We start from the raw sequence: 12,199 nt of genomic DNA, 5'->3' as shown, positions 1-12,199 counted from the left end.
ATGAGTGACTACACCGAAACCGACGTACTCGTCGTCGGGTCCGGAATCGCCGGACTGGCCGCGGGACTGGCCGCCGCCCGCGCCGGTGCGGACGTGACAATCGCCACGAAGGCGACCCGGCCCGAAGGGGCCTCTTCGTGGTGGGCACAGGGCGGCATCGCCGTCGCCCGCGACGACCCTGCACAGTTCAAGCAGGACATCCTCACCGCCTCCGACGGCACTGCCGACCCGGAGGCCGTGGACGTGCTGGTCGAGAACGCGAACGACGCCGTCGAGGACGTGCTGTTGGAGACGCTGGACGTGGAGTTCGACGAGGCGGGCGAGGAGTTCGACTTCGGCCGCGAGGCCGCCCACTCGGCGGACCGAATCCTGCACGTCGACGCCGCGACGGGCCGAGCCATCCACGTGCCGTTCCTGAACCACCTCGACGCCCACGACGATGTGGAGGTTCTGGACGACACGGCCGCGCTGGAACTGATTCGCCACGAGGGGCGCGTCCACGGGGCGGTGTTGGAGGCTGACGGCGACTTCGAACCGCACTACGCGGGTGCGACGGTACTCGCCACCGGCGGCATCGGCGACCTCTATCCGCGCTCGACCAATCCCGCGGGGTCGACCGGCGACGGCATCGCCATGGCTGCCCTCGCTGGCGCGGACGTGACCGACATGGAGTACGTGCAGTTTCACCCGACGGTCTACGCCGGGAGCGAGGCGGGGAACGCCTCGAACCGGAACGGCGAAGCCGTAGCGGCGGACGACGGCTCGTTCCTCGTCAGCGAGGCCGTCCGTGGCGAGGGCGCGCTCCTCCGTAACGGCGACGGCGAGCGGTTCATGCCCGACTACCACGCGGACGCCGAACTCGCGCCCCGGGACGTGGTGGCCCGCGCCGTCGCGACGGAGCGCGAGGCGACCGGTGACGTGCGGTTGGACGTATCTCCGCTCGATTTCGCCGCGGAGTTCCCCGGACTCGCACAGCGATGCGAGGACCACGGCGTCGATTGGGCGGAGGGAATCCCCGTCGCGCCCGCGGAACACTACCTCTGTGGCGGCGTGACGGTGGACGACCGCGGCCGGACGACGCTGGACCGTCTCTACGCGGTCGGAGAGTGTGCGCGGACGGGCGTCCACGGCGCGAACCGCCTCGCTTCCACGTCGCTGCTGGAGGGACTGGTCTGGGGTCTCCGCGCCGGCCGGGCGGCCGCAGGCAACGACGTCGCGGTCATCGAGGCCCCGGAACTGCTGGAGCGGGACCCGGACCTCCCGGCGAACTTCGCCCGCGAGAAGTTCCGCCGCCTCCGGCGCGTGATGGACGAGTACGTCGGCCTCGAACGCGACACGGACGATTTGGGACGCGCGATGGCGGTCCTGCGCCGCCTCAAGGGTGAGGTCGACGCCTACACGCGCACCCGGACCGCCCGGTCGCTGTACGAACTCCGGTCGGCCGCGGTGACGGCACTGCTGGTCGCCCGGCAGGCCGCCGAGAACGAGCAGTCGGTCGGGTGTCACCACCTCGCGACCGACGAGGGTTCACCCGCACGGGCCGACGACTGATGCTCACCGACTCGCAGGTCGAAGCGTGGCTCCGGGAAGACATCGGCCACCACGACGTGACGAACCACGTCCCCGGCGAGACGACTGGCCACCTCGTCGCCAAAGAGGCCGGCGTCGCCGCCGGTCTGGACGCGGCCAAAGCCGTCTTCGCGTACTTCGACCTCGACGCCGAGCGGCGGGTCGAAACCGGGGACCGCGTCGAGGCAGGTGAGACCGTCCTCGCCGTCGACGGGCCGGCGCGGGACGTGCTGCGCGGCGAACGCGTGGCCGTGAACGTCGCCGGGCACGCCTCGGGCATCGCCACGAAGACGCGCCGAGCGGTCGACGCGGCCGAGGCCGTCGCCGACGGGGTACGTGTCGCCGGGACGCGCAAGACGACGCCCGGTCTCCGTGGCGTCGAGAAGCGCGCCGTCGCCGCCGGCGGGGGCGACACCCACCGCCTCGACCTCTCGCACATGGTGATGGTCAAGGACAACCACGTCGCGGAGATGGGCCTCGAATCGGCGGTCGAGCAGTTCCGCGACCGGGTGTCGTTCACGACGAAAATCGAAGTCGAAGTCGAGATACCGGCCGACGCACCGCGGGCCGCGACGGCCGGCGCGGACATCGTCCTGTTGGACAACATGACGCCGACAGAGACGGCAGATGCCGTCGAGCAGTTGCGGGCGGCCGACGCCGACGCGCTGGCGGAGGCGTCCGGCGGCATCACCGTCGCCGACGTGCCCGACTACGCGACGACGGGCGTAGACGTGATTTCGATGGGGTCGCTGACACACTCCGCGCCGACGCTCGATTACTCCTTTCGGACCGATTAATCGAGGTCGGCGGCGACCATCACTTCGTCGACTGCTTCGCCGTCGATGTCGAAGTGGCCGCTTCTGACGGCTTCGATACGCCACCCGTTCTCCTGCAGGAACGAGACGGCGAGGTGGTTCGTCTCCGGGAGCGAGCAGTAGACCCGCCGGCAGTCCTGACTGGCGGCCCACTCCATTCCGCGCTGGAGGAGGTGTGCGCCGATGCTGTAGCGACGGTACTCCACGAGGACGCCCAGCGTCAGCTCGGCGGTGTGTGAGAGTTTTGCCATCCGCGGAATCTCGACTTGACACCAGCCGACCACGTCGTCTTCGACGGTGGCGACGAAGAACACGTGCGTCTCGCTCGCGCTCCGCCGGCGTGCCACGCGCTCGTACTCGAGTTGTTCCGCGACGCTCTCGGCGACCAGGTAGACCTGTTCTTCGGCTATCTCCCGGACGACGCCGAGGATGCTCGACACGTCCTGCTGTCCCGCTGGGCGAATCACGTACTCCAGTCCGCCGGTTTCGTGTTCTTCTGCCTCCCCGCATTTCATCTTGACCCGCAGTCGTCCATCGTCGAGTTCCTCGATGTAGTCGTCGCGCTTGAGAACAGAGACGTGGTGACGGAACTCCTCCGGGTCGGCACCGACTTCCTCGGCGACTGCCGACGGCCGAACTTCTCCGTGATGGTCGATGTACTGGTAGATGTCCCGGCGTACATCGGTTCCGATGTCGAGCGACTCGTAGGAACTCATCGACTGTGCCGATACGTTCTGCTCGAATAAACACTTTGTCACCGTCTCACACATGTCGGTGAGGCGGCCGATTCTCGATTGCTGGGAACGCGAACACCGTTTGAAGACACTCTCGGGTCTACTACTACGCGAGGCGATTCAGATGAACGTATCAAACCAAGTTCTCGTCGGTGGGGTCTTGCTCCTCGTCGGCACGCTCGTCGTCGGCATGGAGTTCCTCGGCCTCGCCGCCGTGCTCCCGTCGGTCGCACTCCCGCTCGCTGTCGTGACACTCGCCGCCGGAACGCTCCTCGTCGGCACTTCGCCCACGGCAACCGAGAGCGGGCGGCCGGCATAACGGTTACATCCCGTCCCGCTGATGGGTCGGCTGTGCCAGACGACGCCACTCCGTTCGAAGACGGTGCGGTGACCCTCGGACACGTCGGTCTCGGCGGTGCTGCCGTCTCGTTCGTCGGCATGGCCGTCACCGCGCAGGTCCTTTTTGCGACACTCACCGTGACCGCACTCGTCGGCATCACCGCGGGCGGGGGGATGTACTTCCTCCTCCCGTACGTCATGCGGCGGGCCGCCGCCGAGGCCGACGGTCACGCCGTCGACGCCCGACAGCAACAGGCCGGGGCAGTCGGCGCGGCCCTCTCCGCCGGCAGTCTGTTCGTTCTCACGGGTATGTTCGTGTTCGAGCAACCGATACCGTCGGCCGTGTTCGCGCTCGCGACGGCACTCGTGGCGTACGTCGTCGCACGGCTGACCATGCCGGCCGGCCCCGAGTGACCGCTCACTCCAGCAGCGACTCGCCGGTCATCGCGGCCGGCCGGTCGATGTCCAGTAGCTCCAGCATCGTCGGTGCCACGTCCGCGAGCGTCCCGCCCGCTCTGACCGCTCGGCCACCGTCCCCTCCCGCCGGGTCGAGATAGACGAACGGGACAGGGTTGAGGGTGTGGGCGGTGTGTGGCTCCCTGGCGGTCCCCATGTCGTCGGCGTTGCCGTGGTCAGCGGTGACGAGCGCGTGACCGCCGGCGTCGTGGATTGCGGTGAGGAGTCGGTCGAGTTGTGTGTCGACCGCTTCGACCGCCGCGACGGCCGCCTCGAAATCGCCCGTGTGTCCCACCATGTCCGGGTTCGCGTAGTTGAGGACCAACACGTCCGGGTCGTCGGCCTCGAGTACGTTCCGCGCGGTGTCGGTCACTGCCGGCGCGCTCATCTCCGGTCGTTGGTCGTAGGTCGGCACGTCGGGGCTGGCGACGATTTCGCGCCGCTCGCCCGGGAACTCGACTTCGCGGCCGCCGTTGAGGAAGTACGTGACGTGGGCGTACTTCTCCGTCTCCGCGATACGTAACTGCGTGTGGTCGGTGTCGGCCAGCACCTCGCCCAGCACGTCCTCGGGGTTCGGCGGGCCGTACGCCACCGGGAGGTCGAACGTCGCGTCGTACTCGGTCATCGTCACGAACCGCGTCGCCGGTGGGTCAGTCTCGAACTCCCACTCGGGGTCGATGTCCGCCAGCATCCGGGTCAACTGCCGGGCGCGGTCAGAGCGGAAGTTGAAAAATAGGACTGCATCGCCGTCTTCGAGTGCCGGCCCACCTTCCACGAGTGTCGGCTCGACGAACTCGTCGGTGTCGCCCCGGTCGTAGGACTGCACGACGGCGTCGACGGCCGACGCCGCAGTGTACGCCCCCTCGCGGTTCACGATGGCGTCGTAGGCCCGCTTGGTCCGCTCCCAGTTCTGGTCGCGGTCCATCGCGTAGTATCGCCCCGAGACGGTGGCGACGTGACCCGTGCCCCGGTCCTCGGCGTGTGCCTGTAGTGCTCCGAGGTACTCCTCGCCCCCCGTCGGCGAGGTGTCCCGGCCGTCGGTGAAGGCGTGGGTGACCGCCTCGACGCCGCGTTCCGCGGCCACGTCCACGAGTGCGTGGAGGTGGGACTGGTAGGCGTGGACGCCGCCGTCGCTGACCAACCCGAGGAGGTGGACGCGGCCACCGGTGTCGGCGGCGTGGTCGAACGCCGAGGCGATGGCGTCGTTCTCGCCGAGTGTCCCCTCACGGATGTCGTCGGTGATACGGGTCGCCTCCTGTTTGACGACGCGGCCCGCGCCGATGTTGAGGTGGCCGACTTCGCTGTTGCCCATCTGTCCGTCGGGAAGGCCGACACGACGGCCGTGTGTTTCGAGCGTCCCGAACGCACCCTGCTCGCGGATGCGGTCGAACGTCGGCGTCTCCGCGCCCCGGACCGCATCGCGGGCCGATTCGTCGGGGTTCAGACCCCAACCGTCGAGGATGACCAGCCCCACGTGCATGTCTGAGGCGAGCGTGTCGGGTGATAAAGAGCCGTCGGAACGGTGCCGGAGGAACCACCGAGGTTATGTAACGTGGGGGACGACAGGGAGAGCATGGAGACGACCATCGTGGACGAGGCGTTCGCGGACAAGCTAATCGCCACCGCGCGGACGGCCGCGGGCGACAGCCTCCGTTCCCTGACGTACTTCACGCGCTCGGACTTCGAGCAGTTGTACCTCCGCGATGACCTCGAACGCGACGCCGACCTCGACAGCTTCATCGGCCACGAGTGGCGGGGGTTCAAGAACACGACGAACGCCTACCGTGGCACCGAACTCGGCGAGTACCGCTACACGATTCGCGTCTTCGAGAACGGCTTTCTCCTCCGTGTCACCAGTGACCGCGACGGCGTGTTCATGACCACCGACGGCGCGACCATCCGCGACTTCAACACCTACGCGAAGGCCATCAAGGAAGTCCTCCACGAGAAGACCGGCCGCGACGACTGACCGACGGGCGACACCGACCGCCCCATCCGGAATACGCTCCCCCTTGGATTTTTGCCGCCACCGGCCGCAGGGACTGCCATGACCCTCGACCCGGTGCATTTCGACGGCATCGCCCGACTCGCCGGGCGGATTCAGAGCGGTGTCGACGCGAGCGACCACCGGGCGTTCGCCGACACTGTCTGGTCCGAGTTCCTCGCCCCCCTCCGCCGGGACGGCACCGCCGTCCTCGAACCACTCGGCCAGCAACGCCGCCGCCTCGTCGACACCGAGGACGCCGCGCTGATGGAGTCGCGATTCCCGACCCAGCACGGCCTCGACTCGGGGACTATCAACCCGACCACGTTCAAGAACGGCCTCGTCATCGACGTGGCCCAGGCCGCGATGGCCGCGGTTCCGTCCGACCTCGAACTCCACCGTGCCCGCTCGGTGGTAAGTACCGTCCACTCCAACGACGGCACCGTCGCCGTCGGCGAGGACGACTGGACGCTGTTCGACGACGGCTACTCGAAGGGCCGCATCATGCAAGCCCCCCGCGTCGACCGCTACGAACAGACCGTCGTTCACGCCCTCGCGCTCTACCTCGCCGAGAGCCACCACGCCGCCCTGCAGGCCGAGGTGGTCGACGACCTCTTGATTCTCGACGGCCCCATCTACCCCACGGGTCTGCTGAAGTGGACCGACCAGGACCCGACGCTCGCGGACCTCCTCGTCGACGACGAGCGACCCCGCGACGTGGTGCAGAACTACGTCGACCTCGTGGAGACGTTCGTCGCCCGCGACGTTCCGCTCGTCGGGTTCGTGAAAAACACAGCCGCCAAGGCCATCACGCGCACCGTCCGCCGCAAGCAGAGTGCCCCGTGGGTCAACGACGCGGCCTTCTTCGAGCAGGTCCTGCGCCGCACGGACGACGAGGGCGACACCCGCACCGACGCACTCACCTTCACCAACTGGTTCCGCTCGCGCTGTGGTGCCGACCGCGTCCTCTCACCGACCAGCGACTACGACCTCTCGCTCACCCGCGCTCTCGAACCCGAGGCCTACGAAGTCACCTTCTTCGTCGTCTACGACCCCCGCGAGGAACTGGTCTACCGCGTGGAAGCCCCCTACGCGTTCACGAAAGACCCCGACCTCCGGGAGGACCTGACCATGCAAATCCTGACCGACGTGGCCGCACAGACCGGCCCACCGCTGGCCGTCCAGAAAGCCGACGAACTGGCCCGCATCAGCCGACAAGAGAAACGCGCCCTCCAGCGGCAACTGGAGAACACCTTCGACACCGACCGCCAGCGCGAGTATAACGACGTGCGCTGGGACGGCGTGGAGTGAGTGGCGGCCCGTGCGCCCGGCGTTGGATGCCCTCACCGGGACACCAAATCGCCGGCTTCAGGTGCTGAGGTCGTCGTTTTCGTCGTAGTACCAGTCGGTCACGTCGTCGGTGAACTCTTGGATAGCAGTCTCGCCGGTGTAGACATTCCGTGCCCGCTCCGCGCTGACGCGCACGTACCCCATCGTGTCGAGCGTACCGTTCTCGTGCCGGATTTTCTCCGTGATCAGCACGTACGCCGTGTCCGGCGCGCCGTTCTCGACTGCGCGACCGTACCCGAACGCGGCGGCCGTGAACTCGGCTATCCGCCGCTCGCGGTCGGTCGGGTCCGCCTGTGAGATGTAGTCCACGTACAGGACGCGGCCGTGGCGTTCGGCGCGTTGTACACTCGCTTCGTCGCCGGTTTCGTCGTTGATGGCTTGGCGGTACTGGGGTGCGTCCACGGCTGCCGTCCTAGTTCCACTGAAATCGCGCGTTACACCCTCTGAGGTTACAGATACGCTCGGGTCGTACACCGAACTATGTAGCAGATGCTGTTCGAGTTTCGTGCTGATATTGGTATCAGGGCCGTCGCGGTACCGAAGCCACGACAGCGCGTCCGCCGCGTCTATTCGGTTCGCGGCAAACGGTTCATCATCTACTGTGACCTCAAGATGAATCTCATCAGCGTCCCACTCGTTGTCTTCTTGGATGGATTGGTTTAGTACGAATGCGTACCGCATGAAAACTCGGCTGAGTACACTGTTGGTGTATTCGGTGCGTTCAACATCAACGCTCACGTTGAGCCGTGTCGTATCCTCACTAATATATGTCCGATTGAATTGCGTGATGTTGTGGATTTTGCCGTCCTGCAAGTCTGGGTTCGGTGGGTAACTGTACCGCGTAAGCTGGTCCATGTCAACTGGATTGTTCAGCAGGACCCCGAACCTTGCAGTGTAATTTGATTCTTGATATGGGTAGTTTTGATACTCATCTAGTGGTTGTGCGATTCGGTCTATATCCCTCTGGGGTGTGGGCGGAGCAGTAGAGGTTGTAGTTACGGTTGGCGTACTGGTCGGTCTACTTGTTCCTCCTGCGTCCGTGGCTTCGGGTTTATGTATTACCGACGTTCTGTTATCGGTCTGATTGGGGGTAACTGTGTTGCAGCCGGCGAGCAACAATATTGCTGCGAGAATGATTGCGATTGTGCTGTGTTTCATGTTTATAATTTGTATTGAAGTAATTCTTTTGTGGCGGAGATTACAATGAAAACTCGACACCGCCAGCCGAGTAAGTCTCCTCACCGCCACCACCATCTCTGCCGCCTCTATCGTAATTACTGTCGTCGTTGTACCCGTCGGCGGTAGTGGGCAGGTCGTTCTCCCCGACTGCTCCGTTGACATCACTCGTAGTCGGACTGTCGCCGGGATTACTGTACGTGTTCGACGCGACGCCGTTGTTCTGGATGTAGTTGATGGCATCTGCCTCGGTGCGGCCGTCCTGGCTCTCGGCGACCATGTTCCCCTCTGCGTCGCGTGTCGTGTCAATCCACGCTCCTTGCCCGCCGGATGCTTGCGGGTCGTAGTAGTCGCCGGGATTACCGCCACCGCCGCCGTCGTCGCCCTCGTCGGTTCCGAACTGTCGGGGGCTCACACTGAGCGTCGCCGTCGCCGTTCGGCCGGCGGTGTCGGTGACGTTCACGCGCACAACTTGCGTGGTCGGTCGGCTGAACGTGTGCTGGCGCGTCGTCTGCCCGCCGTCGTCGAGGCTCCGACTGCCGACCCGTCGGCCGTCGACGTACCACGCTATCTCGTCGGGTGGCACATCGCCGGCACTGACGGTAGCAGTGTAACTCGCCGGGCGACCGATCCGCGGCGTGTCGGGGCCGCCGAGTGACACCGACGGCCCTTCGCTCGTCGCCGTCGTCGTGTTGTTGACGGTCACGTACAGGGTGTCCGACTGCGTCGCGCCGTCGTCGTCGGTGACGGTCACGGTGAGGTTGTACTGTCCCCCGCGAGTCGGCGTGAACGTCGTCGCGGCACAACCGGCACAGTCGGGTGTCGTCGTCGCCCCGTCGGGCCGTTCGATTTCCCACCGGTAGGAGCTGATGCTCCCGTCCGGGTCGCGGGACCCGCTGGCGTCGAGTCTGACCGTCTCTCCAGTCTCTGCGGACTGGTCGAGTCCGGCGTCCGCCAGCGGCGACTCGTTAGCTGTTGCTCCGCCAACGACGCCCGCGAGGAGCATTACCGCGACGGCGGCGGACAACACGGCCTTGTGCATCGTGCGTCCGGGGCTTGTCACGTTCTTTGATTTAAAGCTACGTTTTCACTTTCTCGCTGTCACGTCCCCGTCGTGCCCGCGGTTGGGCGCGCCGATTCGAGTGTCAGTTTCTCTCAAGAGTGGCCCGCTCCGAAATGGTTTTCAGCCGTGGTTGCGCACACTCAGTATGCCGACGGAACCAGAGACGAACTACGACCCGACGATGGGTCGAAAGTTCATTTTCGTAACCGGGGGTGTGATGTCCGGTCTGGGCAAGGGCATCACAGCCGCGAGTACAGGGCGCTTGCTCGCCAACGCCGGGTTCGACGTGACGGCCGTCAAGATAGATCCCTATCTCAACGTCGACGCTGGCACGATGAACCCGTATCAACACGGCGAGGTGTACGTGTTGAAAGACGGCGGGGAGGTCGACCTCGATTTGGGGAACTACGAGCGGTTCCTCGACATCGACATGACCTTCGACCACAACGTCACGACGGGGAAAGTCTACCAGCACGTCATCGAGAAGGAACGGGCTGGCGACTACCTCGGGAAGACGGTCCAGATAATCCCACACATCACCGACGACATCAAGCGGCGCGTCCGCGAGGCCGCCGAGGGGCACGACGTATGCATCGTCGAAGTCGGCGGCACCGTTGGGGACATCGAGGGGATGCCGTTCCTCGAAGCTCTCCGGCAGTTCGCCCACGAGGAAGACGACGAGGACATTCTCTTTACCCACGTCACTCTCGTCCCGTACTCGAAAAACGGCGAGCAGAAAACCAAGCCGACCCAACACTCGGTCAAGGAACTCCGGTCCATCGGCCTCCAACCGGACATCCTCGTCGGCCGCTGTGAGGACAGACTCGACGCCGAGACGAAGGAGAAAATCGCCCTGTTCTGCGACGTGTCGACCGACGCCGTCTTCTCGAACCCGGACGTCGAAGACATCTATCACGTCCCGCTGATGGTCGAAGAGGAGGGACTCGACGAGTACGTGATGGAACGACTCGACTTGGCCAGCGAGGCCCTGCCAGAGCCGGAACGGGACAACGGGTGGCGCGACCTCGTGACCCGCGACACGACCGGCGAAGTAGATATTGCCCTCGTCGGAAAGTACGGGTTGGAGGACGCCTACATCTCGATTCACGAGTCGCTGAAACACGCCGGTCTCGAAACGGGCGTCGAGGTGAACACCACGTGGGTCCACTCGGAGGACCTCGCGGACGGGCACGACGGCCAACTCGACGACATCGACGGCGTGGTCGTCCCCGGCGGCTTCGGGTCGCGGGGAATTCAGGGGAAGATAGCCGCGTGCCGGTACGCGCGCGAGAACGACCTCCCGTACCTCGGGCTGTGTCTCGGCTTTCAGATGGCCGTCGTCGAGTACGCCCGGAACGTCCTCGGACTGGAGGGTGCACACTCGGCCGAAATCGCCCCCGACACTCCGCATCCGGTCATCGACCTCCTGCCCGAGCAGTACGACCTCGAGGACATGGGCGGGACGATGCGCCTCGGCGCGCACGAGACTGACATCGAGACGGGGACGCTCGCACACGAAGTGTACGGCGACACGTCCTGTACGGAACGGCACCGCCACCGCTACGAGGTCAACCCCGAGTACATCGACGACCTCGAAGACGCGGGGCTGGTCTTCTCCGGCCGTACGAACAACCGCATGGAGATTCTGGAACTCCCCGACCACCCGTACTTCTTCGGGACGCAGTTCCACCCCGAGTTCCGTTCCCGGCCCGGGCGGGCGAGTCCGCCCTTCGTGGGGCTACTGGAGGGGATTCTGGACGCAGACGCCGTCCGCTCAGAGGAGGTCGAAGCCTGATGGTCGACGTCGAGTCGTTCATCCCCGAGGCGAAGGCCGAAATCGCAGACGCCATCGGCGACGAAAACGCCGTCATCGCGCTCTCTGGCGGTGTCGACTCCTCGACGGCCGCCGCCTTGGCCTACGAGGCGGTCGGCGACCAACTGACCCCGGTGTACGTCGACACCGGCCTGATGCGCAAGGGCGAGACCGACCAGATACGCGAGACGTTCGACTACATGGACTCGCTCCGCATCGTGGAGGCACAGGACCGCTTCCTCGACGCCCTCGACGGTGTCACCGACCCGGAGGAGAAACGCCACGCCATCGGCGAGCAGTTCATCCGCGAGTTCGAGACGGTGGCCCGCAACGTGGACGCCGACTACCTCGTACAAGGGACCATCTACCCGGACCGCATCGAGAGCGAGGGGACCATCAAATCCCACCACAACGTCGGCGGCCTGCCCGAAGTGGTCGACTTCGAGGGCATCGTCGAACCGATGCGGGACCTCTACAAGGACGAGGTGCGGGAGGTGGCCCGCGAACTCGACCTCGAAGAGATAATCGCCGAGCGGATGCCGTTCCCCGGTCCCGGCCTCGCGGTCCGCATCCTCGGTGAGGTCACCGAGGAGAAACTCGACGTGGCGCGCGAAGCCAACCACGTCGTCGAGGAGGAACTCGAAGACCACGACCCGTGGCAGGCCCTCGCCGCCGTCATCGGGAAAGCCACCGGGGTCAAAGGTGACAACCGCGTCCACGGCTGGGTCGTCGCCGTCCGGTCCGTCGAGTCCCGTGACGGGATGACCGCCCGGGCACAGGACGTCGACTGGGACACGCTCCAGCGTATCCAGAGCCGCATCACCGGCGAGAACGAGAACGTCTCGCGGGTGCTGTACGACGTGACCCACAAGCCGCCCGCGACCATCGAGTACGAGTAAC

Annotated in this window: 12 protein-coding genes; 8 read left to right on the top strand and 4 right to left on the bottom strand. The window is 65.8% G+C overall.

Annotated elements, in window-relative coordinates; all coding sequences use genetic code 11:
* Both MUG95_RS04735 and nadC read left to right on the top strand, forming a co-directional pair.
* Positions 1–1,551, top strand: coding sequence for an L-aspartate oxidase (locus MUG95_RS04735; protein WP_247009924.1), 1,551 nt, complete (start codon positions 1–3; stop codon positions 1,549–1,551).
* On the top strand, positions 1,551–2,366 hold the full coding sequence (gene nadC, locus MUG95_RS04730; protein ID WP_247009923.1) for a carboxylating nicotinate-nucleotide diphosphorylase: 816 nt from the start codon (positions 1,551–1,553) through the stop codon (positions 2,364–2,366). Before MUG95_RS04735 ends, nadC begins: the two co-directional genes overlap by 1 nt.
* Here the strand turns inward: nadC and MUG95_RS04725 are convergent.
* Entirely contained in the window at positions 2,363–3,100 is a 738-nt protein-coding gene (locus MUG95_RS04725) for a GNAT family N-acetyltransferase (protein WP_247009922.1), read from the bottom strand. The two genes, nadC and MUG95_RS04725, sit on opposite strands and share 4 nt — an antisense overlap.
* A 142-nt stretch (positions 3,101–3,242) precedes the next feature.
* On the opposite strand from MUG95_RS04725, the gene MUG95_RS04720 reads away from it, so the two are divergent.
* Complete coding sequence (locus MUG95_RS04720; RefSeq protein ID WP_247009921.1) at positions 3,243–3,437, top strand: hypothetical protein; 195 nt, start codon at positions 3,243–3,245, stop codon at positions 3,435–3,437.
* Positions 3,438–3,469: 32 nt separating this feature from the next.
* Positions 3,470–3,871 (top strand): hypothetical protein, encoded by a 402-nt coding sequence (locus MUG95_RS04715; RefSeq protein WP_247009920.1) that lies wholly within the window; start codon positions 3,470–3,472, stop codon positions 3,869–3,871.
* Between the two features lie 4 nt (positions 3,872–3,875).
* Here MUG95_RS04715 and gpmI read toward each other — a convergent pair whose 3' ends face one another.
* Positions 3,876–5,393: a 2,3-bisphosphoglycerate-independent phosphoglycerate mutase gene (gene gpmI / locus MUG95_RS04710; RefSeq protein WP_247009919.1), complete on the bottom strand. Its 1,518-nt coding sequence runs from the start codon at positions 5,391–5,393 to the stop codon at positions 3,876–3,878.
* Positions 5,394–5,486: 93 nt separating this feature from the next.
* Between gpmI and MUG95_RS04705 the strand changes: the two genes are divergently transcribed.
* Positions 5,487–5,882: a DUF7522 family protein gene (locus tag MUG95_RS04705; protein WP_247010452.1), complete on the top strand. Its 396-nt coding sequence runs from the start codon at positions 5,487–5,489 to the stop codon at positions 5,880–5,882.
* Positions 5,883–5,960: 78 nt separating this feature from the next.
* On the top strand, positions 5,961–7,208 hold the full coding sequence (locus MUG95_RS04700; protein ID WP_247009918.1) for a DNA double-strand break repair nuclease NurA: 1,248 nt from the start codon (positions 5,961–5,963) through the stop codon (positions 7,206–7,208).
* Positions 7,209–7,265: 57 nt separating this feature from the next.
* Here the strand turns inward: MUG95_RS04700 and MUG95_RS04695 are convergent, their stop codons facing one another.
* A complete protein-coding gene (locus MUG95_RS04695) occupies positions 7,266–7,928 on the bottom strand; it encodes a hypothetical protein (RefSeq protein WP_247009917.1) in 663 nt (220 codons plus the stop codon).
* Between the two features lie 517 nt (positions 7,929–8,445).
* On the bottom strand, positions 8,446–9,465 hold the full coding sequence (locus MUG95_RS04690; protein WP_247009916.1) for a PKD domain-containing protein: 1,020 nt from the start codon (positions 9,463–9,465) through the stop codon (positions 8,446–8,448).
* 166 nt (positions 9,466–9,631) lie between these two features.
* Here MUG95_RS04690 and pyrG point away from each other — a divergent pair, with 166 nt between their 5' ends.
* Complete coding sequence (pyrG, locus tag MUG95_RS04685) at positions 9,632–11,281, top strand: glutamine hydrolyzing CTP synthase (RefSeq protein ID WP_247009915.1); 1,650 nt, start codon at positions 9,632–9,634, stop codon at positions 11,279–11,281.
* Positions 11,281–12,198 carry a glutamine-hydrolyzing GMP synthase gene (gene guaA, locus MUG95_RS04680; protein WP_247009914.1) on the top strand — a complete coding sequence of 306 codons (918 nt, stop codon included), beginning with the start codon at positions 11,281–11,283 and terminating at the stop codon, positions 12,196–12,198. Before pyrG ends, guaA begins: the two co-directional genes overlap by 1 nt.
* The last annotated feature ends 1 nt before the right edge of the window (position 12,199 follow it).

The organism is Halorientalis litorea (assembly GCF_023028225.1).
GTDB lineage: Archaea > Halobacteriota > Halobacteria > Halobacteriales > Haloarculaceae > Halorientalis > Halorientalis litorea.
Note: the sequence above shows the minus strand (reverse complement) of the source record. Positions and strands in the feature narration are given on the sequence as shown.